Raw genomic sequence first — 24,868 nt, 5'->3', positions numbered from 1 at the left:
TGTCGCAGGCGGTCAAGTGTAGCGCCCGCGTCAAGCCCCGGGCCCTTGGACAAGCCCTCAGGGATCCGGCACGAAGCCGCCCGGGAACGGATCGGGACGACGCGGACGCTGCCGTTCGGCGGGCAGGATGCCCTGCGCCACCAGGTTCTCCCGCGTGTCGTAGTAGAGCGTGACCACTTCGTCCGGCGTATCCGAGGCGCGCTCGAAGGTCACCTCGCTCACCGCCGAATACTCGCGCTCGCCGTGGCCAGTGCCGAGCGGAGCTCCGGCCTTGGCCACCAGGCGCTGGGCGTCCGCCGCCCGGGCCGCCGGGGCCGGCACGGCTTCCTGCGCGATCGCGGCATTGGGCGCGTAGCTCGGTTCGGGGCGCCGGCGGAACAGCGCAACGCCGATCACGCCGACGTTGCCCGGGCGTCCGGTGCGCGCGGCATAACTCTGGCCAATGTCGGCGAACACGAAGTCCGCCACGTGAGTGAGGCTCTTGCGCCAGCCGAGGACGTCGGTGGCGTCGAGCGGATCGAGCACATAGCCGGCCTGCGACCACGTTGTCGTCTGGCCGGAGATGGCGTTGATGCCATCCACCGACAGCACGGCCAGCAGGTCCTCGCCGCTCTGGCTGCGCAGCGCCACGCGATAGCGGTGCCCGGGCTCGCCGGCGACGTAGTAGCGGCCCTGGTGAACGTAGACGGGCAGGGGGTGCTGGCTGGTGCGGTCGTAGACGCTGAGGTCCAGCATGCGCCCCACGGCGTGCGCGTCATCGGCGTGCGCCAGGCCCGCGGCCACGGCCAGCGCGAAAAGCAGGGTTTTCATGGGAAGGCTCCGGCAGGCATCGCAGCTCGATGCATGGGATGGAACGCCGCCGCGCGGCGGACGGGGTTGATCCGCAGTGCCGCCGCTGACTAAGGTCCGGGCACGATCCGTAAAACGAGCGAGTCCTCATGACCCTGCGCATCAATCGCGACACCAAGCTGTGCATGTCGCTGTCGGGCCGGCCCGGCAATTTCGGCACGCGCTTCCAGAACTATCTCTACGAGGCGCTCGGCCTGAACTACGTGTACAAGGCCTTCACCACGCAGGACCTGCCCGCGGCGATCGGCGGCATCCGCGCGCTGGGCATCCGCGGCTGCGCGATTTCGATGCCATTCAAGGAGGCATGCATTCCGCTGGTCGACGAGATCGATGCGTCGGCGAAGGCGATCGCATCGATCAATACCATCGTCAACGACGACGGCCGTCTGCGCGCATACAACACCGATTACATCGCCGTGGCGAAGCTGATCGAACAGCATGGCGTTCCCCCGCAGACGCCACTGGCGCTGCGCGGCAGCGGCGGCATGGCGAAAGCCGTGGCGTGCGCATTGCGCGATGCGGGCTTCCGTCACGGGCACATCGTGGCGCGCAACGAAGCCACGGGCCGCGGTCTGGCAGACACCACGGGGTACACCTGGGCGCCGGACATGCGCGGCATCGAGGCCGGCCTGCTGGTCAATGTCACGCCGCTGGGCATGGAAGGGCCGGATGCGGAGACACTGGCGTTCTCGGAGGCGGAGGTCGAGCGCGCGCAGGTGGTGTTCGATGTGGTGGCGTTGCCGTCGGAGACGCCGTTGATCCGGCTGGCGCGGAAGTTGGGCAAGCCCGTCATCACCGGGGCGGAGGTGATTGTCTTGCAGGCGGTGGAGCAGTTTGTGTTGTACACGGGGGTGCGGCCGGAGGGGGCGTTGGTGGAGGAGGCGGCGGCGCATGCGTTGGGGTAGTGGTGCTTGTTGGGCGCAGGTTGGCGCCTCTCTCTCTCACTTTTGTCCGGCGTAACGGCTCAGTTGTCGCGATGTGGTCGCCAGTGGTGTCTCGCCCCTGCGGGGCGAGGGTTTCGCTCTCCTGCCGAGAGCGAGTTACTTCTTCTTGCTTGCCCATCCCCTCAAGGGGGACCACGAGAAGAAGTAACCAAGAAGAAGGGCCCCCTGCGCGGCGCCCTCCGCAGCCTTCGCTGCTGCGGGTGCGTTGAGGGCTGGCCGGGCTTTTCGATCGGGCATCCCTGCCCGAATCGAAAAGGCGGGGACGTCCTGTCCCCGCCCGCCTGCGGCGGCCTGATCGTCCAGCCCTCACCGCCGCGAAGGGAACCCGGCAGATCAAGAGCAACACGGAGCGTCGCTTCGCTCGCTCTTGTTTTTGTTTTGCTTGCCTCGGTATTCACTTCTCCTTCTCCCCTCCGGGGAGAAGGCGGGATGAGGGGCGGGTGCTCGCGACAAACTTTTCTATGGCCAAAACCGGGTAGGCCCAGCTTCACCGCCGCGAACACCAAAAGCTCACGAGCCAGCTCCGCCGCGGCCCTCACTCTCCCGCTTCATCCTCTTCCTCGATCTCTCCACCCGTCGCCGGCCCAAGCAACTGCTGAACCTGTTCACCCGGCAGCGTCTCCACATGCCGCAGCTTCCGTTCGATCGCGCGGGTGCGCACGCCGGCCTGGTCGATTACGTTGCTGGCTTCGGTGAGCTTCTTGCGTGTCTTTTCCAGCACGCCGGCGAATTTGCCGAACTCGGTCTTCACGGCGGCGAGCAGCTGCCATACCTCGCTGCTGCGCTTTTCGATCGCCAGGGTGCGGAAGCCCATCTGCAGGCTGTTGAGCAGGGCGGTGAGGGTGGTGGGGCCGGCGAGGGTGATGCGGTAGTCGCGTTGCAGCAGATCCGAAAGGCCGGGGCGGCGGATCACTTCCGCGTACAGGCCTTCGGTGGGCAGGAACAGGATGGCGAAGTCGGTGCTGTGCGGCGGCGCGACGTACTTGCTCTGGATGCGCCGGGCCTCTTCGCGCACGCGCGTTTCCAGCGCGCGGCCCGCTGCCAGCGCGGCGTCGGCATCGGCGGCTTCCTGCGCATCGAGCAGGCGCTGGTAGTCCTCCACCGGGAACTTGGCATCGATCGGCAGCCATACGGGCTGGTCGCCGCTGCTGCCGGGCAGGCGGATGGCGTACTCCACGCGTTCGGCGGAGCCGGGGATGGTGGCGACGTTGGCGGCGTACTGGTCGGGGATCAGGATCTGCTCCAGCAGCGCGCCCAGCTGCACTTCGCCGAAAGTGCCGCGCGTCTTCACGTTGGTCAGCACGCGCTTGAGATCGCCCACGCCAGTGGCCAGGCTCTGCATCTCGCCGAGGCCGCGCTGCACCGCTTCCAGGCGTTCGGAGACCAGCTGGAACGATTGGCCCAGGCGCGTCTCCAACGTGTTGTGCAGTTTCTCGTCCACCGTCGCGCGCATCTGTTCCAGCTTCGCGGCGTTGTCCAGCTGGATGGCCTGCAGCTGGCTTTCCAGCGTGGCGCGCACCTCGCCCAGGCGTTTTTCGTTGTCCGCGGTGAGTGCGGCCAGGCGCTGCTGCTGCTGTTCCCCGAAACGGTTCAAGGCCAGCGTGACTTCCTGGCGGCTGTGGCGCGCATCCTCGGCCAGTCGCTGCGCCAGCGCCTGCAAGCCGGTATCGGTGCGCTCGGTGAGCAGGTTGAGGCGCTGGCCGAAACCTTCGATGCGCTCGGCCTGGTGCGCGCTCATGCCGCCGAGCTGTTCGCCTACGTGCGAGCGGAAACGGTCGAAGCCCTGCTGTAGTTCTTCGCGGCCGGCGCGCTGTTCCTCGCGCAGGGTGCGTTGCAGGCGTTCGCCGTCGTCCTTGATGGCGTCCAGCCGCGCGTGCACGCCGCCGTCATGGCGTCCGCGCAGCAGGATCACCTGCAACGCCAGCACGGCAACGGCGAGAAGGACGAGGGCGAGAAGCAGGACTTCGACGAGGGACATGGCGGTTCCGTAAGGCTTGGGGCGTAAGTGTACGCGTCCGCGTCTCAGGTGCTGGGATGGCCTGGGTAACCGGCCCGGCGGATGCCGTGGACAGCCTGCCGACCCGATGACAGAATCCGGCGGCGCCGGTCGCAATGGCATGGCGTGGACAGGGAACTGCCGGATTCGCTTCCGGCGGTATTCGTTAACCACAGGGGAACAATCGAATGGTTTTGATCAGGCATGCCCGGCTTGCCGTGCTACTGGCGTGCGCGCTGCTCGCCGGCTGCGCCACTTCGCGCAGCGAAGTCCGTCTCAAGAGCCCGCCGACAGTGGCGCCGTCCAGCTCGGCCAAGGTCGTCGTCATTCGCTCGGTGACGGACGAACGCGCTTTCGAAGAAGCGCCTTCCGAGCCTTCCACGCCTTCGCTGGGCTTCGGCGGCGCCAACAAGAGCGGCGACGGCATCAAGGCGCGCGCGATCGGCCGCAAGCGCAATGGCTTCGGCAAGGCGCTGGGCGACGTGCTGCTAGAGAACGGCCAGACCGTCACGGGTGTCGTTCGCGAGAACCTGGCCGCGGCGCTGCAGCAGGCGGGGTATCAAGTGAAGGACGCGGCCCAGGCAGATGCATCGGCCATCGTCGTGGACGTGCATATCAAGAAATTCTGGGCGTGGTTCCAGCCAGGAATGTGGGTCATCACGCTGAACAGCGACGTGGCGACCGATCTGTCCATCGGCGGCGCGGCCATGCCGACCACGGTGAGCGTGCACGTCGAGGACGCGCACGGGGCGGCTACGGAAGGCGCGTGGGTCGAGGTCGTGGACAAGGCGCTGGAGGCATACCGCAAGGAAGTGACCTTCAAGACGCAAGGGAAGCTCTGATGCTTCGGCGCCCCATCGGCCGCTGTGTGCGCGGCCGATGGGGCGTATTCGAGGCGGCCGGACGCCGGGGCGGTATCACCACACCCGGCAGAACACCGCCTTCAGATACCGCCCCTCCGGCACGTCGCTGCGCACCGGGTGATCCGGGCCGGCGCCGTGCGATTCCAGCACCTGGATTTCACGGCCGGCATTGAGCGCCACGCGGCGCAGCATCTCCAGGAAATCCGCCTCGCTCACCAGGCCGGTGCAGGAACAGGTGAGCAGCAGGCCGCCGGGCGGAATCACGTCCAGCGCCAGGCGGTTCATGGCGAAGTATTTCTTGAGCGCATCGACCACGCGGTTGCGGTCGCGGGTGAGCTTGGCCGGGTCGAGCACTACGGCGTCGTATTGCTCGCCGCGCGCGATGGCGGCGCGCAGCCAGTCGAAGATGTCGGCCTGTTCGAAGCGCGCATCCAGCCCGTTGGCTGCGGCGTTCGCGCGCGCTACTTCGAGGATGCCTGCGTCCATGTCCACGCCCGTGGCCTCGCGCGCGCCGCCGGCCAGCGCGTGCACGGCGAAGCCGCCGGCGTTGCAGCACAGGTCCAGCACGCGGCGGCCATGGGCCAGCTCGGCGAAGCGGGCACGGTTGTCGCGCTGGTCGGCGAAGAAGCCGGTCTTGTGGCCCAGCCCCGGCGCGGCGTGGAAGCGCAGGCCGTGCTCGTGCACTTCGACTGGCGCCGGCGCTTCGGCGGCGCGGCAGTCGAAGGATTCCTGCTTCTGCACATGCGTTTCGGCGAACCAGTACAGGCGCGCGCCGGGGAAGTGCCCGAGCAACGCGGCATGGATTGCCTCGCGGAACTTCCACATGCCGGCGGCGAAGTATTCGATCACCAGGATGTCGGCATAGCGGTCGACGATCAGGCCGGAAAGCCCGTCGCCCTCGCTGTGCACCACGCGCCAGGCGTCGGTCGCGCGGTCCAACTGCAGCCAGTCGCGGCGCAGCTGCACGGCACGCGCGATGCGCGCGGCGATCCAGCCGGCATCGATGGTCTCGTCCGCGTCGGCGGTGAGCAGGCGCAGCGCGATGCGCGCGTGGCCGTTCCAGAAGCCGCGGCCGACGAAGCGGCCCTTGGCGTCCACCACCTCCACCACGCTGCCGGGCGGCAGGCGCTCTTCGGGTTTGTGCACCTGGGCGGACCACACCCAGGGGTGGCCGGGCGTGCGGTCGGACTTGAGGCGGATGACGGGGAGGGCGGAAGCGGGACTGTTCATCCGCGCATGATACCGGCTGCGCCGCGCCGCCCCGCCTTTTTGCGGCGAAAAACGCTCAGCGTAGCCGCAGCGCCAGCCAGGACAGCAGCGCCAGCAGGTTGATGCCCAGGCGCGAGACCGAGGGGCCGGCGACCGCCAGCACGAAGCCCTGCGAGCCCACGTGCCAGTCCAGCCCCAGGTGCGGCGTGGCCTGCAAGGTGGCGAAGATGTTGACGAAGGCGCCGCAGTGCAGGCCATAGCTCAGCACCGGCGTGGCGACCAGCGGCAGCTGCAGCAGTTGCGCGATGCGGGAGAAGCTCACGCCGCGCTCGGTGTTGCCCAGCAGCTCGAAGCCGGCCACCAGTACGAAGGCGTACAGGGCCAGGCCGATCACCGCGACGATGGAATCGTGGGTGGAACCCAGCGGCAGCAAGCGGCGCAGCATGGTCACCAGGCCGTAGAAACCACCGGCCACTTCGAGGATGCCGATCAGGCGGAAGAGAAAACTGCGCACGCGGTCCGTCCGTCCAAAAGCCGCAAGCTTAGCGGGTGCGCGCGCCCGGGCGTAGGCGGACCCGGACGCGCCGGACCCCGCTTTTGGGGTGCGGTACAGCGAAGGTCCATCGCAGATTGCTCGCGGCTCACCTCGCCCGGCACCAGGCGATGTGCGTCAGGCCAGCAGCACGGCCCGCGGCTCATCGAGGATCGCGTGCGGCACGAAGCGCGCGGTGTCCTGGGTCACCGGCGAGCGATCTTCGCGGATGCCCATGCCGCAGGCGCGATCGGCCACCACCCAGCTGCCGATGAGCGGATGGGCGCCGCCGACGTCGGGCAGCGGATGCCACGCCTGCCGGATGCACGGGCCATCCCGATAAGGCCCGCCGGTCTCGATGCGGCGGCCGTCGGGCAAGTGCATGGACACGTTGGCGCCTTCGCGCGAATGCATCGGCTTGCGCACCCAGCCGCGCGGCAGCTCGCCCTCTTCGTCGAAGACCGCCGGCAGCAGGTTCGGATGGCCGGGATGTTTCTGCCACAGCAGCGGCAGGATGCCCTTGTTGCTGAGCACGGCTTTCCACGGCGGCTCGATCAGCTGCAGCCCCGAGCGTGGCAGGTGACGGCCGAACTCCTCGCGGAACATGTCTTCGAGCGGATACAGCTTGAACAGGGCGCCGATCACGCGGTCGTCCAGATCGGTGAAGCGGCCGTCCGCGCCGATGCCGAGGTCTTCCATGGCGATGACGCCACTGTCGATGCCCGCCTGCAACGCGCAATCGCGCAGATAGGCGATGGTGCCCTGATCCTCCGCGGATTCGCGCAGCGCGGCGAACAGGAACGGCCGCGCGATGTCCCGCGCGATCGCGCCGAAGGCCTCCACCAGGGCTTCCTGGATCGAATTGAATTGGTCCGCGGCGGCGGGCAGGCCGTTGCGCGCAAGCTGGTCCTCCAGCCATTGCCACTGGAAGAACGCCGCCTCGAACAGCGAAGTGGGCGTGTCGTAATTCAGTTCGTAGAGCTTCGCCGGCCCGCAGCCGTCGTAGGCGAAGTCCATGCGGCCGTAGAGATGCGGCTGGCGCTCGCGCCAGCTGCGCGCGATCCAATCCCAGAACGGCTCGGGAATCGCCAGCTGCTCCATGCGCCGCTCGCTGCCGACGATCTCGTCGACCAGATCCAGGGCCATCGCATGCAGATCTTCCGTCGGCGCTTCGATGTCGTCTTCGATCTGGCGCAGGCTGAAGGCGTAGTACGCCGACTCGTCCCAATAAGGCTCGCCGTCGATGGTGTGGAACACGAAGCCGCACTCGGCCGCGCGCTCGCGCCAGTCCGGGCGCTCGTGGATCGCGATGCGGCGCATCAGCCGCCGGCCCGGCCGCGGAACGAGCTGCCGAAGCCGCCGCGGCTGACCGTGACCGCGCGGTCGGGCGCCGTGTTGATCGGCACCAGCGCGGTGGAGCCGCTGCGATAGCTCGAACCGTAGTAGCCGCCACCGCCGGCTTCGCTGCGCCGGCGGCGGTCATCCGCGGAGCCCGGCGCGGCGGCCGGATCGGGGCGTCCCCACTGCCCGTGCGCGTCGCGGAACGCGGGGCCGGCGGTGAAGCCGGCCATCGGACTGCCATTGCGCAGCATCTGGGACAGAAAGAAGCCGGTCATCATCGGCCCGAAGAACGAGTGCCCGCCGCTGTCGTGGCGCTCCTCGCAGCGGTCCCAGTCGTACGTGGTCGCACACTCGCTCCGCGTCTCGAAGCGCGGGCCCTTCTCGGCGGCCTCCGAGGCAGCGTTGGCGAAGGCCTGGTCGCAGGTGGCGCGGTCGCCCGTCTGCGCCGCGCAGGACTCCACCGAGGTGTACAGCCCCTCGCGGGTGGCTTCGTCGTCGCCGCAGGCCGTCAGGTAGAGCGGCATGCTGCCCATCAGCAGGAGGGCGGCGGTCCTTGAGCGTTTCATGGCGTTCCTCGCACAGCCGGCTTTCGTGAATCAGATCGCAAGAATGCACGCCCGGGCGCCGGCAGGGAAGCGTGCCGGACCGGGCTCGCCACACGGCTGTCATAAAGGGCGAGCCGACATGACGACGGCGTGGCGCCGCGGTTTCCGCCGGCCCGACCTAGGGATAGCCCCAGTAGGCGCCCGCCCGCGCGGAACCGTCCAATAACGCCTCCTCGTTCCCCGCAAAGGCTTACGACCATGGCGATCCCGCGCGATCTCGGCGTCTCGACCTACACCCCGCCGCCGCCTCCGCCGCCACCGCCGGAAAAGCCCAAGCCCTACCGCGTGGAGCACGGCGATACGCTGGAGAGCATCGCGCAGAAATTCAACACCACGGTAGACGCGCTGCACCAAGCCAATCCGTCGCTGTCCGGCTCGCGCATCATGGCCGGCGACGTGCTGACCATTCCCGCGGTGAAGACCCAGGCTTTGGCGGGAACTCCGGCCAAGGCCGACGCGCCCGCGCTCACGCCGCAGCAGCAGGTGGACAAGGCGTTGAACGATTACCGCCAGGCCGCCGCCAACCGGCAGCCCGGCGACCGCGGCGCGGCGGACGACCTCGCCGGCCTGCAGGACAAGCTCGACCAGGCGGTGAACGCCGAAGTGCAGGCGCGCCTGAAGGAGCCGGTAAACGATGGCCTCACCCCCCAGCAGCGCAAGCAGCTGGGCGAACAGCCGCCCAGCCTGGCCGACCGCGAGAAGGCTGCGCGCGCGGACGTCCTCAAGCGCTACAACGGCGACGCGGCTATCCAGCATGCCGTGGACAAGCAGGAGGCCGGCAGCCTCCTCGCCAGCAACGCCAACGCCGGCTACACCTCGCCCAAGGACAAGCTGCTGGCGCTCGACACCGCGCTGAAGAACGCCAGCTCCGATCAGGTGCGCTCGCTGGCCGAGGCGGATCCCGCCTTCGCCAAGACCGTGCAGGATGCCGCGAACTGGGCCGCGCAGCCTTACAAGGAGGAGCAGCTCACCAACAGCAACCAGGTCGAGCCCAAGGCCAAGCAGGCGGAGGAATCGGCCGGGCGCTATGCGGAGCTGATGGCGGGCCTGTCCTCGCCGGCCGCGCGCGCGGCCATCGCGTCCGAGGGCCGGACGCAGATGGAGCAGCTCACGCATTTCGCGTTCTTCTACAACAACGAGCAGCGCCACTCCGGCAACATCCTCGACAGCCTCTCGACCGTGGTCGGCACGTTGCGGCAGAGCGATCCGAATGCCGCGCAATCGCTCGCCAACGACCTCGCCGGCCAGCTGCCCGATCCGCGCATCGTGGCCAGCGGCATGACCACGGAGTCGATGCTGACGTCGATGGCGCAGCAGTCCGGCGACCCGACGCTGGCGTTCGCCTTCGTGGACAAGGTGCGCAACGGCGGCTACGAGCGCATCACCGGCCCGTGGTGCGAGCAGACCATGGCCGAGCTGTTCAAGACGGTGGAGAACACGCACTACCGCGTGGACAACGACGTGCAGTCGTACGTCAAGCTCACCGGCGAGCTCAACAGCCTCATCGCCAAGGAAGGCAAGTCGATGACCGCCGATCAGCTCAAGGCGGCGATCGACAACTACAAGGCGAAGAAGGGGCCGGAGTGGGAGCAGCAGGTGGCCGATGCGCAGCAGCGCATCGCCGACGACGGCAAGCTGCTGCTGTCGCAGCAGGCGGCGCTGGCCCAATGGGCAGCCGGCCATCCGGGCGACCAGAAGGCGGTGAACGACACGCTCGGCAAGATCCTCGGCAGCGAGAACAATGCCGCGGCGATGCGCCTGGCCGTGCAGAACGACCCGACCGTGCTCAAGGGCGAGCAGGGCCAGGCGCTGCTCAACCAGTGGGCGCAGTACGGCAAGGTGGCCGACCAGGCTGGCCGCAAGCTGACCCAGGAGCTGGGCACCAACTACGTGAAGGGCCGCCTGGACGACCTGCGCGAGCAGCTCGCGAAGAGCGATGACGTCGCCACGCGCACCAAGGTCATCCAGCAGCTCGACGACCTGGGCAACAACAAGTCGCTGGCCGTCGTGCTGGGCCTGGACGGCGACAAGGTGGGCAGCCTGAAGCAGGCCACCGACGTCCTGAAGAACAACCTCAACGACTTCGACGCGCTGGCCAAAGACGCCAAGACCCCCGAAGCGCTCACGCAGTCATTGCAGGACGGCCTGAAGGACGCCGACGGCAAGCTCGGCAAGATCAAGGGCTTCGACAATGGCACGCCGGTAAGCACGCTGTTCCGCGCCTTCAGCGTCGGCGCCGCGGGCCTGAGCCTGGCCAATGCCACCGACAAGCTCGGCACCGGCAAGACCGGCACGGAAGAGTTGCGCAACGAGATGTCCGCGCTGATCAGCGCCGCTGGCTTCAGCCAGAAGACCGCCGGCCTGGTCACCAGCGTCGGCTGGGCGCCCAAGGAAAGCCTGTGGGGCACCGTGGGCAAGCGCTCGGTGGACCACTGGGTGAACATCCTGTCCGGCGGGATCGACCTGTGGAAAGCCTCCGATGCGTTCGGCAAGGGCGACAACACCGAAGGCGCGTTGTACGCGACCACCGGCGTGGGTTCGATCATGTGGGCGGCGGGCAACGCCGCGGTGTCCGGCGAAGGCATGCTCGGCGCCGCGCTCGGCGGCGCGTCGGGCCTGGGCAGCTGGGCCGGCCCGATCGGCATCGGCCTGGTGGCGCTGGGCACGGTCGGCCTGATCGCCTACCAGAGCAAGAAGGAGAACGACCAGGCCGTGCCGGGCCGCGAAGCCTTCCTGCAGGGGCTGGGCTACACCGAGAGCGCGTCGAAGGCGCTGGCGGCGTGGCACAGCGACGGCGACCAGCCGGCCGTGAACATGCTGGTGCGCTACGGCGAACTGCATGGCATGAATCCGCAGCAGTCGATGGACTGGTTCAACAAACTGGGTGCGGAACAGCAGAAGACTTTCGCCGGCGCGATGGTGTCGGCGCTCGACACCGTCGACGGCGACGCCTCCAAGTTCCAGCGCACCGACCGCAACGACGGCAACTGGGACGATATGGCCAAGCATGGCGACCTGCTCGCCGGCAACGTCGACCACGGCCTGTTCGGCAGCGGCCCCGGCGTGCTCCTGCGCGGCACCTCGATCCCCGGGAACATGTTCCCGCTCAACGTGGAAGAGAAGCCCGGCTCGGCGCACCAGCTGGATGTGGTACTGAAGAACGTGCTCGGCGTCGATCCGCCGGCGTACTCGTGATCCGCTGAAGGGCGGGTGCCGTCAACCGGCGCCCAGCCCATCCGCCAGTTCGTGGAGATCGTCCACGTGCTGTTCCCACCAGCGGGGCTCGGCCGCGAAAGGGAACGCGGCAGGGAAGGCGGGATCGTCCCAGCGCGCGGCGATCCAGCCGGCGTAGTGCACCTGGCGCATCGCGCGCAGCGCCGGCGCCAGGGCCAGTTCCGCGCGGTCGAATTCGCGGAACTGTTCATAGCCGGCGAGCAGCGCCTCCATGCCGGCGTCGTCGTTGGCGAGCATCCACAGGTCCTGCACCGCCGGGCCCATGCGTGCGTCGTCGAGGTCGACGAAGTGCGGGCCGTGATCCGTCCACAGCACATTGCCGGGATGGCAATCCCCATGCAGGCGCAGCGAGCGCACCGGCCCGACCGCTTCCATCCGCGCGGCCACCATCTCGTTCACGCGCTGCGCGGCGACGCGATAGCGCGACGAAAGATGCGGCGGCAGCAGCGACGAGCCGAGCACCGCCTGCATCGGCTGTTCGATCAGCGTGGCGCGATCGAGGCGGCCGCGATGCGCGAACGGCGTGCGCGCGCCGATGAGGTGGATGCGCGCGATCAACCGCCCCAGCCATTCGAGCTGGTCCGCCGATTCCAGCGAGGGTGCGCGACCGCCTCGCCGCGGAGTCAGCGCATAGCGGAAGCCCGCATGGTGAAGCAGGGTGCGTCCGCCGAACGGCAGCGGGGCGACGACGGGCAGCTCGGCATCGGCGAGCTCGAGCGCGAACGCCTGTTCCTCGAGGATGGCCGCGTCGCTCCAGCGCGCCGGACGATAGAACTTGGCGATGATCGGCGACGCATCTTCGATGCCGACTTGCCAGACGCGGTTTTCGTAGCTGTTGAGGGCGAGGAGGCGGCCGTCGGGGTAGAGGCCGCAGGCGGTGACGGCGTCGAGGACGTGGTCGGGGGTGAGGGTGGAGTAGGGGGGCATGGGGGGATTATGGCCGGTGGCCCGCCTGGGGGGGCGTGGCCGCCGAATTTGGTGGCGTCATGGGGTGGTTGTCGCGACGCGTGGTCGCCAGTCGTGTCTCGCCCCTGGCGGGACGAGGGTTTCGCTCTCCTGCCGGAGAGCGAGTTACTTCTTCTTGCTTGCCCATCCCCTCAAGGGGGACCACGAGAAGAAGTAACCAAGAAGAAGGGCCCCCTGCGCGGCGCCCTCCGCAGCCTTCGCTGCTGCGGGTGCGTTGAGGGCTGGCCGGGCTTTTCGACAGGGCATCCATGCCCTGATCGAAAAGGCGGGGACGTCCTGTCCCCGCCCGCCTTTGGCGGCCTGATCGTCCAGCCCTCACCGCCGCGAAGGGAACCCGGGAGAACAAGAGCGTTACGGAGCGTCGCTTCGCTCGCTCTTGTTGGGTCGTTGGCTGCTTGCCGCGGTACTGCACTTCTCCTTCTCCCCTCCAGGGAGAAGGCGGGATGAGGGGCGGGTGCTCGCGATGACGCTTAGGCCGAAGAAACGCACTCAACCCACGGAGGGCCGAAGCATCCAGGCGAAGTCCCGGTACTCACACGAAGCGCACGTCGCAAGCATGCCTTGGCTCGCCTGCCGCCCGCCTACTTCAACCCCACCGCCCGCGCCGGAATCACCGCCATGGTGATGCGCGAGATGCACACCAATTCGCCTTTCTCCGACTCGATGCGGATCTCCCACACCTGCGTGCTGCGTCCGATGTGCACCTTCCGCGCGGTGCCGGTCACGATGCCTTCGCGCACGCCGCGGATGTGGTTGGCATTGATGTCCAGGCCGACGGCGGCTTCCTGCGACGGGTCGAGGGTGAGCATGGCGGCGGTGCTGCCCAGGGTTTCGGCGAGCACGACCGAGGCGCCGCCGTGGAGCAGGCCATAGGGTTGGTGGGTGCGGTGGTCCACGGGCATGGTGCCTTGCAGCCAGTCGTCGCCGACGGCGGTGAGGCGCATACCGAGGGTTTCCATCATGGTGTTCGCGCTCCAGGCGTTGAGGCGCGCGAGGTCGGTGTCCTGTTTCCAGATGGCTGTCATGGTTGATACTCCGAGTGGCTGGCCGCATTGTCGGTCGACCGCCTTCGCCGCGACAATCGATTCGTGTTCACCGTCACCCTCAAGCAATCCGGCCGCCGCTTCCCGGTCGCGCCCGGCGAAACCGTGCTGGAAGCCGCGCAGCGCGCCGGCATCGCACTGCCGTATTCGTGCCGTGCGGGGGTGTGCGGAAGCTGCAAGGCCACCTTGCTCGAAGGGCGCTGCCAATACCCGCGCAACCCGCCGTTGGCATTGAGCGGCACGTCGCCGGCGCAGCATGCGGTGCTGCTGTGCCAGGCAGTGCCGTGCGGGGACCTGGTGATCGCCGCGCGCGAAGTGACCTCGGTGGAGGACATCGCGCGCCGGCAGCTGGACGTCGTGGTCGCTGAAAAGGTGGCGCTCGCGCCCGACGTCGTCGGCCTTCGCCTCGCACCCGCGCCGGGCGAGGCGCGGTTGAACTGGCTGCCGGGGCAATATCTGGACGTGCTGCTGGAAGACGGCCGGCGCCGTCCGTTCTCCATCGCGAGCGGGCCGCGGCCGGACGGCACGATCGAGATGCACGTGCGCCACGTGGCCGGCGGCGGGTTCACCTCATGGGTGGCCGAGGGTCTGCGTGCCGGCGACCGGCTGCGCATCGAAGGGCCGCTCGGTACCTTCGTGCCGCGCGAGGATTCGGAACGCCCGATGGTCTTCATGGCCGGCGGCACCGGCTTCGCGCCGGTGAAGGCGATCGTCGAGCACTTCATCGCGCTCGGCACGCGGCGGGCGATGGAGGTCTATTGGGGCGCGCGCAGCGCGGCCGATCTGTATCTGCTGGACATGGCGCGCGGCTGGGAAGATGCGGCGCACGCGCTGCACTTCCATCCGGTGCTGTCCGACCCGGAGCAGGCCGCGGCGAGCGGATTGCGCATGGGGCTGGTGCACGAGGCGGTACTGGAAGACCTGCCCGACCTCTCGGGCCATGACGTCTACATGAGCGGGCCGCCGGCGATGATCGATGCGGGCCGCAAGCTGTTCCTGGACGCCGGCCTGCCGGAGGACCGGCTCTACTACGACTCGTTCGACTACGCGCCCGACGTGCTGGCGCAGATTCTGGCCGGCCGCGCCGGCCTGGTGCACCTCTGACTTGCTGCACCGCTGAAACGCATCGCGCGCCGGGCGGCGCGCGAATACGGTGGAGCGTCGGGGTTCCGGAAGGCGCTTACTTGCTGCCCTTGGCCACCGGCAACTGCGCCTGCTGCCAGGCGAGCACGCCGCCGCCCAGGGTGTGGACCTTGGTGAAGCCCGCCTTGACCAGCCGCTGCGCGGCCTTGTCCACGCCGCGGCCGTCCTTGTCCATCAGCACCACGGGCAGATCCTTGGCCTTGGCCAGGTCCTTGTTCTCGGGATCGAACTGGCTCGTGGCCACGTGCCTGGCGCCCGGGACGTGCGCCTTCTCGAAGTCCGCATAGGCGGACAGGTCGATCAGCAACGGGCTTTCGCGGTTGATCAGCAGGGTGAGGCCGGCCGGCGTCAGCTCCTTGTACTTGCGCATCAGGCGCAGGATCTCCAGCACGATGATCGCCACGAACAGGATAACGAACAGCGCGGCGAGCGCGAGATGGTTGCCGATGAACTCGGGCAGCTTGTGCAGGAAGTCGTTCATTCGATGGTTTCCGCGGGCGCGGACCGGCCGCGCGATGGAGTGAACCCGCGATTATACGGGCAGCGCCGGCCCCCGCGCGCGGCCCCGGCGGCTACTGCGCGGTGATGTCGGGCAGGCCCGAGACCAGCCACCAATGGTTGGTTGCCGGGTCGTAGTGCCAGGTCTGGCGGTCGATCACCGTGCGCTCGGCCTGGGTGTTGTTGTTCACCAGGCTGATCGCGACCACCTGGTGCACCTCGTTCTCGGCCCCGGGCGCCGGGCCCTGGCCATCGTCGTAGCCGGTGACGCGGAACTGCTCGTAGCGGGCCATCTGCAGTGCGCTCGGCGGATGCTCGGCGCGCAGCTTGGGATCGACGAATTGCAGCGCGCTCCCGAAGTCGCCCCAGCGGACCACGCCGGCATACGCGTTGAGCGTGTTGGTGAGCGCCTGGTTGCGGCGGTCGGACGCGCAACCGGCGAGCAGCAGCGTGAGCAGGGCGAGGACGAGCAGGCGGCGCATGGGCGGTTCCCCCGGTGAAGACCGGCCCATTCTGCCGCAAGCGTCGCGCCGCGGCACCGCCGCCGGCGTCAGTCGCGGCGTTTTGCGACGAAGCGCGCGCTCAGCGTGGCGGCCGGCTTGTCCGGCGTTTCGCCGGGGACGTGGCAGGCGACTTCCACCCGCGCGCGGCCGCGCGTGCGCAAGGTGTGGAAGAAGGTGTCCCAATCCGCCCCGGAAGCGAGGCGCGCTTCGCTGAGGAAGTCGTCCCATACCGGCGCCAGGTACTGCACGGTCGACTCGGCCACGAACACGTCGCAGTCGAAGTCGCGCCGGCGCAGCTCCAGCTCTACCAGGCCCCAGCCGCTGAGCGTCATCAGGCTGACCAGGCTGCCGCCGAACGCGCAGCCCTTGTCGTTGATGTTGGGCGGCAGCGGCGCGGCGATGGCCAGGTGCGCATCGTCATGGCTGTGCAGGCGCAGATCCATGCTGCGGGCGAGGGGGATCGACTCGCGGATGAAATCGATCAGATCCTGGGCGGGCGTAGCGGAGTTCATGCGGGGCGTACGGGATCTGCGGGGGATGGGGAGCCGGAAAGTGTAGCCGCCCGCCGGAGGCGGGACGAGGGCTCGCCGGGCCATGCGTTCTTGCGATCCCGCGCGACGAGCCCGCTTTGCCGTCGCCCTCACTGGCTACACTGCAGGCCTCTCCCCGCGGACATCCCGATGGCACCGGATCGCGCCATGCCCCCGAAGTCGCTCGCCGGCCGCGTCGTCGTGATCACGCGCCCGGCCGGCACGGCCGCGCCGGTCGCGCGGCAGGTCCGTGCGCGCGGCGGCGAGCCGCTGGCGCTGCCGGGGCTGTCGCTGCGTGGCGTGGATGACGTGCCAGGCGCCACCGCGGCCTTGCGCAAAGCGCTGCGCGACGACCTGCTGGTGTTCACCAGTCCGGCGGCGGTGCGCTTCGCCGCGCGGCTCGCTCCGCTGCGCACGCGCGCGACGGTGCTGGCGGTCGGCCAGGGGACGGCGCGCGCGCTGCGCCGGCATGGCATCGCCGCGCACGCGCCGGAGCGCCAGGACAGCGAGGGCCTGCTGGCGCATCCGCTGTTGCGCGAATTGCGCGGCCGCCGCGTCGCGCTGATCGGTGCAGCGGGCGGCCGCGGGCTGCTGCGTGAACAGTTCGCTGCGCGCGGCGCGTCGCTGCGCGAATTGCACGTGTACCAGCGGGTGGCGCCGCGCCTGCGTCGTACGCACCTCGACGCCGTCGTCGCCTTGCCGCGTTCGGCTCGTGTGCTGCTCTCCAGCGCCGAAGCCCTGGACCACCTGCGCGCGCAGTTGCCGCCGTCCGCATGGGCGCGCCTGTGCGCGGCCACGGCCATTGCCAGCAGCGAGCGCCTGGCCCAGGCCGCGCGCGCGGCGGGCTTCGGCCGCGTGCGCATCGCCGCATCGGCGCTCGCTGCCGACCTGCTGGACGAAGCCGCGCGCCGATAACGCCGTTTCTCCGCGCTTTCACGCCCGCTTGATGCGAAGCCTCGCGCGGGGGCTGCTAGCATGGCGCGCATGAGCCAGGACACCGCTACGCCAGACGGCGCCGTGAAGGCGCCCGCCCCCTCCGCCGCGCCGCGTCGCGGCGGCACCATTGCCCTCGCCACGCTGCTTGCGGTGGTCGCCATCGGCGGCGCCGGCTATGTGGGCTGGCGCCAGTACGTGCAGGAGAGCAGCGTGCGCGGGGCGGCGCAGACCGCGGCAGGCCTGACGGCGCGTGTGGCCAACATGGAACGCACCCTCGACGCGCTCGACAACGAGCGCGGGCTGCTGCGCCAGCGCCTGGGCGACGCCGACCAGGTCAACCGCTCCCTGCGCGAGGAACTGCTCGGCCAGGCCGAGCGCACGCGCAATCTGGAGGACGCGGTCGCCAAGCTGTCCGAAAAGACGCTCTCCGGCCACGACGGCATGTTGCTGGACGAAACCGAAACGCTGCTGCGCATGGCCAAGGAACGCTATGCGCTGTTCCGCGATGCACAGGGCGCCGCGGCCGCTTATGCGCTGGCAGACCAGACGCTCGCTGCGGTGAACGACGGTGCGTTCTCCGGCCTGCGCCAGAGCATCAACGCCGAGCGCGAAGCGCTGGCCAAGAGCCAGCCGGCGACCCAGGCCGCTGCGCTCGATGGGCTCAACCGTCTGCGCGAAGCCTCGGCGCAGTGGCCGCTCAAGCCGCTGGACCGCACCGAAGACGCGGCCGCCGACACCGCATGGGCGCGCGTGCGCCGCTCGCTGGTGGACGTGATCCGCGTGCAGCGCGTGAACGGCGCGCCGCTGTCGATGGCCGACGCGCGTTTCGCGCGGGAACTGGTGGGGCTGGACCTGGCGCAGGCGCAAGCCGCGCTGCTCGCCTATGACGCCGAGGGCTATGCCGCGGCGCTCAAGCGCGCCGACGCCAACCTCGCGGCGCAGTTCGATGCAAACGCCCCGGCCGTGCAGCAGGCCCGCGCCCGGCTCGCCGAACTGGAAAAACAGCTGCCGGCCGCCGCGCCGGTCGAGCTGGGAGCCGCGCTCGCCGAGCTGCGTAACCTGCGTGCCGTGCACGTGCTGCGACCGGCGGGCGCGGAAGCCCGGCCGGAAGCCAAGCCGGAAGCCGGGGCCAAGCCATGAACCTGTGGCGCTGGATCCTGTTGCTGGTGGCCGTCGCGGCGATCGCCGCGTTCGGTTGGCACTGGGTGGCGGAGGACCCGGGCTACGTGCTGATCCAGCTGCGCGGCTGGCAGGCCGAGATGTCGGTCGTGGCGGCCACCGTGGCATTGCTGGTCGCCTGGGGTGTGCTCACCGCCGCGTGGCGTCTCGCGCGCTGGCCGTTTGGCGCGTTGTCGCGCCGCCATCGCCGGGTCAGCCGGCAGCGCCTGGGCGACGGCCTGGTCGCGCTGATGGAAGGGCGGCATGGCGACGCGGAACGCGATCTCAACCGGGCCTCGCGGCTCGATACCTTGCGCGGCCCCGCGCTGCTCGCCTCGGCCGAAGCGGCCTCGCGGCGCGGCGAGCATGGCCGTGCACTCGAAGCGTTGGCCGAAGCCGGCCAGTCCGCACCGCGCGCCGCGCGGGTGCTGCGCGCCCGCGTGCTGCGCCGCGACGGCAAGGCGGCCGAAGCGGTGGCGCTGCTGGCGCCCGAGGCCGACGCCGGCACGCTCAGCCCCGGCGGCTGGCGCGAGCTGGCCATCGCCTCGCTGGCGACCGGCGATTACCGCCGCGCGCGCGAGGCGCTGGAACCGATCCAGAAGAGCGGCGCGCTCGGCGCGAAGAACTATGCCGCGCTGGAAGCCCAGGTGCTCGCCGCTTCGCTGCGCGCCGCGCCGGACGGCGCCGTGCTCAACCAGCTGTGGTCGCAGCTGCCCAAGACGCAGCGCCGCGCGCCGGCCGCCATCGACGCCTACGCACGCGCCGCGGCCGGTTTCGGCATGGTGCTGCCGGCGATGGACGAAGTGGAGTCGGCCCTGCGCCGCGAGTGGTCGCCGCAGCTGATCGAAACCTACGGCATGCTCGGCGACGACAATCTCGATGCACGCCTGCGCCGCGCCGAAGCCTGGCTCGACACCCATCCCAACGACCCCTACCTGCTGATCACCTTGGGCCGCATGTGCGTGCGGCTGAAGCTGTGGTCCAAGGCGCATCCGTACCTGGAGCGCTCGCTCGCGCTCAAGCCCACCGCCGAGGCCTGGGAAGCGCTGGGCGACGCCTATGCCGGCGAAGGCGACGATGCGCTGGCGCGCCAGTGTTATCGCAACGCGCTGGCTTTCCATCGCGGCGCCACGGTGACGCCGCTGCCGCAGGACAAGCTGCACGGTCCGCGCCTGGACACGCGCCCGGTGGCGGTCGAGGAGCGCAGCGAGCACGGCGTGCCGCGTCTGCGCGAATGAGCCCCGGGCAGGCCCCGCGCCTCAACCTTTCGACACCGCCCAGGTGAGGAAGGCGGCGTTGACCGTGGTAAGGGTCAGCGCCAGCAGGAACAATGCGTCGGAGATTCGCTCCAGCCGGTGGTTGCGGCGGAGGCTGCGCGTGCGCAGTGCCCAATACGACAGCAGGCAGGCCAGCAGATAGAGGATGGTGTTCACCGCCAGCAGGTCGTTGCCGATCAGGTCCGCGCGCCGCATCGACACCGCCACGCGCAGGATGCCGATGACCGTGATGCACACGCCGACCATCGCGGCGGACGCGGTGAAGATATGGACGCAGATGTCGTGGTCCAGCGGTTTCGTCTTGGGCGACCAGTTCATGGTGCAACTCGAGGATGCGGGCCAGCTGGAGACCAGCGCCGCGCGGCCTCGGTTCGCGGACAGGTTCTTGCGTTCAGCGGAGAAACGGGAAGCGCGCCGCGTGCCCGGCCTCGGCACGCCTCGGCATCCCGTTGCCGTCCCTGAGACCCGCCCCGGCTACAATCCCCCGATGGATGTCTCGCATTTGATCGACAAGCTCAACGACGCGCAGCGCGAAGCCGTCTGCGCGCCGCCCGGCCACTATCTGGTGCTGGCCGGCGCAGGTTCCGGCAAGACCCGTGTACTCACCCACCGCATCGGCTGGCTCACCCAGGTGCTGCAGGTGCCGCCGTGGGCGGTCCTGGCCGTGACCTTCACCAACAAGGCCGCTGGCGAAATGCGGGGCCGCCTGGACCAGCTCATCGGCGGCGGCACGCAGGGCCTCACCGTGGGCACCTTCCACGGCATCGCCCATCGGCTGTTGCGCCGGCACTGGCGCGAGGCGGAATTGCCGGAGGGTTTCCAGATCCTCGACGCCGACGACCAGCAGCGCATCGTCAAACGCGTGGTCGCCGGGCTCGGTCTGGACGAGGCCAAGTTCCCGCCGCGCCAGGCCACCTGGCAGATCAACAGCTGGAAGGACGAAGGCAAGCGCCCGGAGAACATCGAGCACCGCGACCATCCAGTCACGCGCACCTTCGTGCAGATCTACCAGGCTTACGAGGACGCCTGTCGTCGCGCCGGGCTGGTCGATTTCGCCGAGCTGCTGCTGCGTGCGCACGAGCTGTGGCTGAAGCACCCTGCCGTGCTGGAGCACTACCAGCAGCGCTGGCGCTATCTGCTGATCGACGAGTTCCAGGACACCAACACGCTGCAGTACGCGTGGATCCGCGTGCTGGCCGGCAGCACGGGCCAGGTCTTCGTGGTGGGCGACGACGACCAGGCGATCTACGGCTGGCGCGGCGCGAAGGTGGAGAACGTGCAGCAGTTCCTGCGCGATTTCCCCGGCGCCAAGACCATCAAGCTGGAGCAGAACTACCGCTCCACCTCCACCATCCTCAAGGCGGCCAACGCGGTGATCGCGTGCAACGGCAGCCGCCTGGGCAAGCAGCTGTGGACCGCGGGCGAGGACGGCGAGCGCATTTCGCTGTACGCCGCCTACAACGAACAGGACGAAGCGCGCTTCGTGATCGAGCGCATCCGCGAGTACATCGCCGAGCATGGCGACGCGCGCGACTGCGCCATTCTGTATCGCTCCAACGCGCAGTCGCGCAACTTCGAAGAGCAGCTCATCCAGCGCGACATTCCGTACCGCGTCTACGGCGGGCTGCGCTTCTTCGAACGCGCGGAGATCAAGGACGCGCTGGCCTATCTGCGCCTGTGCGCCAACCACCACGACGATGCGGCTTTCGAGCGCGCGGTGAACACGCCGCCGCGCGGCATCGGCGACCGCACGCTCGACGCGTTGCGGCGACGCGCGCGCGGCGAGGGCACGTCGCTGTGGGAGGCCGCGCTGAACGAGCTGGGCGTCGGCCGCGAACTCGCCGGTCGCGCGAAGAACGCGGTCAAAGCGTTCCTGGCGATGATCGACGACATGGCGCGCACTTTTTCCGGCCGCACCGGCGACGAGGTCGAAGCGACCAGCCTCGCGCTCGCCGAACAGATCGAACACGCCATCACCCACACCGGCCTGCGCGACTTCTACGAGAAAGACAGCCGCGGCAACGCCGAATCGCGCGTGGAGAACTTGGACGAACTGGTCAACGTCGCCAGCCGCTTCGAGCCCACGCAAGAAGATGTCGAAGCCGGCCTGAGCGAGCTGTCCGCCTTCCTCTCGCACGCAGCCCTGGAAGCCGGTGAGGGGCAGGGCGAAGCTTGGGACGACTGCGTGCAGCTGATGACGCTGCACTCGGCCAAGGGCCTGGAATTCCCGGTGGTGTTCCTGGTGGGCATGGAGGAAGGCCTGTTCCCCAGCCAGCGCTCGGTGGAAGACGAAGGCCGCCTGGAGGAAGAACGCCGCCTCGCTTATGTCGGCATCACGCGCGCGCGGCAGCGGCTGGTCATCACCTATGCCGAATCGCGCCGCATGCACGGCGTGGAGATGCTGGCGCGCCCCTCGCGCTTCCTCGCCGAAATCCCGCCGGACCTGGTCGACGAGGTACGCCCGCGCGTGCAGGTGTCACGCCCACTGTACGCCGGCCGCTTCGCCGAACCCGCGCCCTCGCTGAAGGAAGACCTGCCGGTGAAGCTCGGCCAGCGAGTGAGCCACCCGAGCTTCGGCGAAGGCGTGGTGGTGAGCGCGGAGGGCAGCGGCGCGCATACGCGCCTGCAGGTGAACTTCGAGGCGGCGGGGAGTAAGTGGTTGGTGGCGGCGTATGCGAATTTGACTGCGATTTAGGCGGGGCACTGGGCGGCGGTTTCGCGACTTGGTCACTTGTGCGGCGGGTGTTTTGGGGGCTCGCCGGTCGGCGGGGCTGTTCTTCGTCGTTCGCACTAAGGTTGCGTTTTCGCAACCTGGCCGCTTATGCAGCGGGCATGTCGGACGCCTGCCGGCGCCCGAGTTACTTTCTCTTTGCTGGCCCAACCCCCTCAAGGGGGGCCTCGAGAGAAAGTAACCAAAGAGAAATGGCCTCAAGTCAAAGGCTCGCGGCGGGGGTTGGGAGAGCACGTGATGTTTTCTCGGCTGCTGGACCGCGCGACTCGAAGAGGAACTGAGGTACGTGGAGGGGACTTCGAGGCGCCGAAGCGGAGAGGACGGGATGTGTTGCGCTGGCGTGTAGCGTTCTGGCGATAGCACCGCACTTCTCCCTCTCCCCTCCGGGGAGAGGGCGGGGTGAGGGGTCCTACGGAGCGAGACCTTCGATCCATCCCTAGTGCAAGAGTGCCGTGAGTGCACTCCAAAGCCTTCCCCTGTGTCTTGCCCCGGGGCTGCTGGTAGCTCGTCCAACTTGCATGGGCGCTATGGCTCTAGCGGCGTTCCCGCCAGCCCCCGCCCCTCATCCCGCCTTCTCCCCGGAGGGGAGAAGGAGAAGTGCAGGACCGCGGCAAGAAAAACAAAAACAAGAGCGAGCGAAGCGACGCTCCGTGATGCTCTTGATCTCCCGGGTTCCCTTCGCGGCGGTGAGGGCTGGACGATCAGGCCGCCGCAGGCGGGCGGGGACAGGACGTCCCCGCCTTTTCGATTCGGGCAGGGATGCCAGATCGAAAAGCCCGGCCAGTCCTCAACGCACCCGGAGGTGGCGAAGGCCACCGGAGGGCGTCGCGCAGGGGGCCCTTCTTCTTGGTTAGGCGGTGTCAATCTAGAAGTGCATCATCGATGGCCTGAGCGAGGTCATCGTGCCCCATGGCACGCATGAACATCTCCGCCGGACAGTGGTAGCCCAAGGTGGCTCGGGGCCGAAGGTTCATCTCCTGAGCGATGGCATCCAGCGCTCGCTGGCTATGCACGGACAGATCGGTGCCTTTAGGGAGGTACTGCCGCAGCAGGCCGTTGGTGCTTTCGCAGATGCCCCGCTGCCAGGGGCTGCGCGGATCGGCGAAATAAATGCTCAAGCCGGTACGTTCGGACAAGGTCTTGTACAGCGCCATTTCCTTGCCCTGGTCATAGGTCAGTGTCTGGCGAAGCTCCGGCGGCACGCCCTGGAAGGCGCGACTGAAGCCCTCCAGCGCCTCCTGGGCCGAACACCCCTTCATCTTGACCAGCTTCAGGAACAAAGTGCGTCGATCCACCAGCACCCCCACCGACGATCGGTTACGCGCCCCCTTGAGGAAGTCGCCTTCCCAACGGCCTGGTAACAGGCGCTCGTTGGCCTCCGGCGGGCGGTCATGAATACTCGGCAGATCCTGCATGCGGCCGCGCCGGTTCGCCCCTTGGCCACGCGGACGGCGTGCGCACTTGTGTTGGCGCAGCAAGGCCACCAGCTCACGCCGCAGTTCGCCACGCGGCATGGCATAAATCGCGGTGTAGATCGTCTCATGGGACACGTGTTTGGCCGGCTCGTCAGGATGCTGCCGGCGCAGTGTGCGGCTCACTTCTTGCGGTGATCAGCGGCGCGCTAACAGCTGGCGCACCAGGGGCCACAAGGCCCCATCACGATGTAGCTTGCGCCGTCGGCGTGCCTTGCGCGCGAGCCGTCGAGCCCGCGCACCGGCACGGCGGGCGTCATAGCCAAGTGTCGGACGACCCATGCGCGGACGCTCCGCCGGTTCGCGGTGCCCATTACGCGCCAATTCCCGGGAAATCGTGCTAGCCGAACGGCCTAGCAGCCGTGCCAGCTGCCGAGCGCTCTCGCCGCGTGCCTTGCCCACCATGATCGCGCCCCGTTCTTCGGCGCTCAGATGGCTGTAATGCTGTCCCATGCATCACCGTGTCGTGGGGGTGGTGCACTTGATGTTAGAGACCGCCTTACTTCTTCTTGGGCAAGCAAGAAGAAGTAACTCGCTCTCCGGCAGGAGAGCGAAACCCTCGCCCTTCGGGCGAGACACGACTGGCGATAAGGCGACAACCGAGCGATGTCGTCACCGGCCTCCGGCCTACGCCGGAATGACGAGTAGGTGGGTGGGAGGCGCCCCTCAGCGCCGGTTGGGGTTCGCAAGCTCACCCCAACCTACGCCGCTCGCCCCGAGGGTCGAGACAACACCAGCGACCACCCTCAGCGGCAGCAGACGAAACCACCAGCCACCATCACCCCTTCCGCAAAAAACCACCAATCGCCAACAACGCCCCAACAGCAATACCCGCGATCCCCGCCCAAGTCGGCACCGCTTTGTCATGCGTCGCCGTAAGCTTCGCCGACCCCACCTGCACCAACGTATCGGTCTGCTGATAAGTGGCCTGGCCGGCCAGGACCCAGATCCCCGCGGCGACCAGGACCAGGCCGATGACGATGAGAATGGCGCGCATGTGCTTCTCCTTTCGATGGCCGGCCGATCATAGGTGCGACC

The 24,868-nt window shown here is 68.8% G+C and carries 21 protein-coding genes and 1 pseudogene; 8 read left to right on the top strand and 14 right to left on the bottom strand.

Translation table 11 applies throughout. The features are described from left to right. Positions 1-57: 57 nt before the first annotated feature. Entirely contained in the window at positions 58-810 is a 753-nt protein-coding gene (locus tag RKE25_RS21400) for a hypothetical protein (protein WP_311840101.1), read from the bottom strand. Between the two features lie 128 nt (positions 811-938). Here RKE25_RS21400 and RKE25_RS21395 point away from each other — a divergent pair, with 128 nt between their 5' ends. Continuing rightward, positions 939-1,754, top strand: a complete 816-nt coding sequence (locus tag RKE25_RS21395; protein ID WP_311840100.1) for a shikimate 5-dehydrogenase — start codon at positions 939-941, stop codon at positions 1,752-1,754. Between the two features lie 574 nt (positions 1,755-2,328). Here the strand turns inward: RKE25_RS21395 and rmuC are convergent. Then, complete coding sequence (rmuC, locus tag RKE25_RS21390) at positions 2,329-3,771, bottom strand: DNA recombination protein RmuC (RefSeq protein ID WP_311840099.1); 1,443 nt, start codon at positions 3,769-3,771, stop codon at positions 2,329-2,331. A gap of 206 nt (positions 3,772-3,977) precedes the next feature. Between rmuC and RKE25_RS21385 the strand changes: the two genes are divergently transcribed. Next, complete coding sequence (locus tag RKE25_RS21385) at positions 3,978-4,631, top strand: hypothetical protein (protein WP_311840098.1); 654 nt, start codon at positions 3,978-3,980, stop codon at positions 4,629-4,631. 75 nt (positions 4,632-4,706) lie between these two features. Here RKE25_RS21385 and RKE25_RS21380 read toward each other — a convergent pair whose 3' ends face one another. The 4 genes from RKE25_RS21380 to RKE25_RS21365 form a co-directional block, all read right to left on the bottom strand. After that, on the bottom strand, positions 4,707-5,882 hold the full coding sequence (locus RKE25_RS21380) for a class I SAM-dependent rRNA methyltransferase (protein WP_311840097.1): 1,176 nt from the start codon (positions 5,880-5,882) through the stop codon (positions 4,707-4,709). A 55-nt stretch (positions 5,883-5,937) separates the two neighbouring features. Continuing rightward, on the bottom strand, positions 5,938-6,375 hold the full coding sequence (locus tag RKE25_RS21375; protein WP_311840096.1) for a hypothetical protein: 438 nt from the start codon (positions 6,373-6,375) through the stop codon (positions 5,938-5,940). A 156-nt stretch (positions 6,376-6,531) separates the two neighbouring features. Further along, positions 6,532-7,713, bottom strand: a complete 1,182-nt coding sequence (locus RKE25_RS21370) for a glutathionylspermidine synthase family protein (RefSeq protein WP_311840095.1) — start codon at positions 7,711-7,713, stop codon at positions 6,532-6,534. Next, a complete protein-coding gene (locus tag RKE25_RS21365; RefSeq protein ID WP_311840094.1) occupies positions 7,713-8,300 on the bottom strand; it encodes a DUF1190 domain-containing protein in 588 nt (195 codons plus the stop codon). The genes RKE25_RS21370 and RKE25_RS21365 overlap by 1 nt, the downstream gene beginning before the upstream one ends. A 237-nt stretch (positions 8,301-8,537) precedes the next feature. Between RKE25_RS21365 and RKE25_RS21360 the strand changes: the two genes are divergently transcribed. Beyond that, positions 8,538-11,534 carry a LysM peptidoglycan-binding domain-containing protein gene (locus RKE25_RS21360; RefSeq protein WP_311840093.1) on the top strand — a complete coding sequence of 999 codons (2,997 nt, stop codon included), beginning with the start codon at positions 8,538-8,540 and terminating at the stop codon, positions 11,532-11,534. Between the two features lie 21 nt (positions 11,535-11,555). Here RKE25_RS21360 and RKE25_RS21355 read toward each other — a convergent pair whose 3' ends face one another. Both RKE25_RS21355 and RKE25_RS21350 read right to left on the bottom strand, forming a co-directional pair. Continuing rightward, entirely contained in the window at positions 11,556-12,500 is a 945-nt protein-coding gene (locus tag RKE25_RS21355; RefSeq protein WP_311840092.1) for a serine/threonine protein kinase, read from the bottom strand. A 620-nt stretch (positions 12,501-13,120) separates the two neighbouring features. Further along, positions 13,121-13,564, bottom strand: a complete 444-nt coding sequence (locus RKE25_RS21350) for a hotdog fold thioesterase (protein ID WP_311840091.1) — start codon at positions 13,562-13,564, stop codon at positions 13,121-13,123. Between the two features lie 63 nt (positions 13,565-13,627). Here RKE25_RS21350 and RKE25_RS21345 point away from each other — a divergent pair, with 63 nt between their 5' ends. After that, positions 13,628-14,686 (top strand): 2Fe-2S iron-sulfur cluster-binding protein, encoded by a 1,059-nt coding sequence (locus tag RKE25_RS21345; protein WP_311840090.1) that lies wholly within the window; start codon positions 13,628-13,630, stop codon positions 14,684-14,686. Positions 14,687-14,762: 76 nt separating this feature from the next. Here RKE25_RS21345 and RKE25_RS21340 read toward each other — a convergent pair whose 3' ends face one another. From RKE25_RS21340 to RKE25_RS21330, 3 genes are all read right to left on the bottom strand, one after another. Beyond that, positions 14,763-15,206 (bottom strand): rhodanese-like domain-containing protein, encoded by a 444-nt coding sequence (locus RKE25_RS21340; protein ID WP_311840089.1) that lies wholly within the window; start codon positions 15,204-15,206, stop codon positions 14,763-14,765. Positions 15,207-15,297: 91 nt separating this feature from the next. Continuing rightward, positions 15,298-15,705: a hypothetical protein gene (locus tag RKE25_RS21335; RefSeq protein ID WP_311840088.1), complete on the bottom strand. Its 408-nt coding sequence runs from the start codon at positions 15,703-15,705 to the stop codon at positions 15,298-15,300. Between the two features lie 68 nt (positions 15,706-15,773). Continuing rightward, positions 15,774-16,238, bottom strand: coding sequence for a YiiD C-terminal domain-containing protein (locus RKE25_RS21330; protein WP_311840087.1), 465 nt, complete (start codon positions 16,236-16,238; stop codon positions 15,774-15,776). Positions 16,239-16,424: 186 nt separating this feature from the next. Between RKE25_RS21330 and RKE25_RS21325 the strand changes: the two genes are divergently transcribed. The 3 genes from RKE25_RS21325 (at position 16,425) to RKE25_RS21315 (ending at position 19,588) form a co-directional block, all read left to right on the top strand. Further along, positions 16,425-17,171 carry a uroporphyrinogen-III synthase gene (locus RKE25_RS21325; RefSeq protein WP_311840086.1) on the top strand — a complete coding sequence of 249 codons (747 nt, stop codon included), beginning with the start codon at positions 16,425-16,427 and terminating at the stop codon, positions 17,169-17,171. Positions 17,172-17,240: 69 nt separating this feature from the next. Continuing rightward, on the top strand, positions 17,241-18,332 hold the full coding sequence (locus tag RKE25_RS21320; protein ID WP_311840085.1) for a uroporphyrinogen-III C-methyltransferase: 1,092 nt from the start codon (positions 17,241-17,243) through the stop codon (positions 18,330-18,332). Next, on the top strand, positions 18,329-19,588 hold the full coding sequence (locus RKE25_RS21315; RefSeq protein ID WP_311840084.1) for a heme biosynthesis HemY N-terminal domain-containing protein: 1,260 nt from the start codon (positions 18,329-18,331) through the stop codon (positions 19,586-19,588). Before RKE25_RS21320 ends, RKE25_RS21315 begins: the two co-directional genes overlap by 4 nt. Before the next feature lie 21 nt (positions 19,589-19,609). Here RKE25_RS21315 and RKE25_RS21310 read toward each other — a convergent pair whose 3' ends face one another. Next, the gene (locus RKE25_RS21310; protein WP_311840083.1) at positions 19,610-19,945 is read right to left on the bottom strand and encodes a hypothetical protein; all 336 of its coding nucleotides are present in this window, start codon (positions 19,943-19,945) and stop codon (positions 19,610-19,612) included. A gap of 169 nt (positions 19,946-20,114) precedes the next feature. Between RKE25_RS21310 and uvrD the strand changes: the two genes are divergently transcribed. After that, positions 20,115-22,322, top strand: coding sequence for a DNA helicase II (uvrD, locus tag RKE25_RS21305; RefSeq protein ID WP_311840082.1), 2,208 nt, complete (start codon positions 20,115-20,117; stop codon positions 22,320-22,322). Between the two features lie 896 nt (positions 22,323-23,218). Here the strand turns inward: uvrD and RKE25_RS21300 are convergent. Both RKE25_RS21300 and RKE25_RS21295 read right to left on the bottom strand, forming a co-directional pair. Continuing rightward, positions 23,219-24,283: pseudogene (locus tag RKE25_RS21300) on the bottom strand (IS30 family transposase). A 325-nt stretch (positions 24,284-24,608) separates the two neighbouring features. Next, positions 24,609-24,827: a hypothetical protein gene (locus tag RKE25_RS21295; RefSeq protein ID WP_311840081.1), complete on the bottom strand. Its 219-nt coding sequence runs from the start codon at positions 24,825-24,827 to the stop codon at positions 24,609-24,611. Between the last annotated feature and the right edge of the window lie 41 nt (positions 24,828-24,868).

The organism is Dyella sp. BiH032 (assembly GCF_031954525.1).
Classification (GTDB): Bacteria; Pseudomonadota; Gammaproteobacteria; order Xanthomonadales; family Rhodanobacteraceae; genus Dyella_D.
The sequence above is the reverse complement of the archived record's forward strand: the minus strand, read 5'-3'. Positions and strand labels throughout refer to the sequence as shown.

Excerpts from the sequence above, each read along its gene's own strand:
- RKE25_RS21365 (WP_311840094.1), bottom strand. The coding sequence starts at position 8,300 with ATGAAACGCTCAAGGACCGCCGCCCTCCTGCTGATGGGCAGCATGCCG.
- uvrD (WP_311840082.1), top strand. The coding sequence starts at position 20,115 with ATGGATGTCTCGCATTTGATCGACAAGCTCAACGACGCGCAGCGCGAA.
- RKE25_RS21370 (WP_311840095.1), bottom strand. The coding sequence starts at position 7,713 with ATGCGCCGCATCGCGATCCACGAGCGCCCGGACTGGCGCGAGCGCGCG.
- RKE25_RS21385 (WP_311840098.1), top strand. The coding sequence starts at position 3,978 with ATGGTTTTGATCAGGCATGCCCGGCTTGCCGTGCTACTGGCGTGCGCG.
- RKE25_RS21330 (WP_311840087.1), bottom strand. The coding sequence starts at position 16,238 with ATGAACTCCGCTACGCCCGCCCAGGATCTGATCGATTTCATCCGCGAG.
- RKE25_RS21310 (WP_311840083.1), bottom strand. The coding sequence starts at position 19,945 with ATGAACTGGTCGCCCAAGACGAAACCGCTGGACCACGACATCTGCGTC.
- RKE25_RS21335 (WP_311840088.1), bottom strand. The coding sequence starts at position 15,705 with ATGCGCCGCCTGCTCGTCCTCGCCCTGCTCACGCTGCTGCTCGCCGGT.
- RKE25_RS21325 (WP_311840086.1), top strand. The coding sequence starts at position 16,425 with ATGCCCCCGAAGTCGCTCGCCGGCCGCGTCGTCGTGATCACGCGCCCG.
- RKE25_RS21340 (WP_311840089.1), bottom strand. The coding sequence starts at position 15,206 with ATGAACGACTTCCTGCACAAGCTGCCCGAGTTCATCGGCAACCATCTC.
- RKE25_RS21400 (WP_311840101.1), bottom strand. The coding sequence starts at position 810 with ATGAAAACCCTGCTTTTCGCGCTGGCCGTGGCCGCGGGCCTGGCGCAC.
- RKE25_RS21295 (WP_311840081.1), bottom strand. The coding sequence starts at position 24,827 with ATGCGCGCCATTCTCATCGTCATCGGCCTGGTCCTGGTCGCCGCGGGG.
- RKE25_RS21350 (WP_311840091.1), bottom strand. The coding sequence starts at position 13,564 with ATGACAGCCATCTGGAAACAGGACACCGACCTCGCGCGCCTCAACGCC.
- RKE25_RS21395 (WP_311840100.1), top strand. The coding sequence starts at position 939 with ATGACCCTGCGCATCAATCGCGACACCAAGCTGTGCATGTCGCTGTCG.
- RKE25_RS21315 (WP_311840084.1), top strand. The coding sequence starts at position 18,329 with ATGAACCTGTGGCGCTGGATCCTGTTGCTGGTGGCCGTCGCGGCGATC.
- RKE25_RS21320 (WP_311840085.1), top strand. The coding sequence starts at position 17,241 with ATGAGCCAGGACACCGCTACGCCAGACGGCGCCGTGAAGGCGCCCGCC.
- RKE25_RS21355 (WP_311840092.1), bottom strand. The coding sequence starts at position 12,500 with ATGCCCCCCTACTCCACCCTCACCCCCGACCACGTCCTCGACGCCGTC.
- rmuC (WP_311840099.1), bottom strand. The coding sequence starts at position 3,771 with ATGTCCCTCGTCGAAGTCCTGCTTCTCGCCCTCGTCCTTCTCGCCGTT.
- RKE25_RS21360 (WP_311840093.1), top strand. The coding sequence starts at position 8,538 with ATGGCGATCCCGCGCGATCTCGGCGTCTCGACCTACACCCCGCCGCCG.
- RKE25_RS21380 (WP_311840097.1), bottom strand. The coding sequence starts at position 5,882 with ATGAACAGTCCCGCTTCCGCCCTCCCCGTCATCCGCCTCAAGTCCGAC.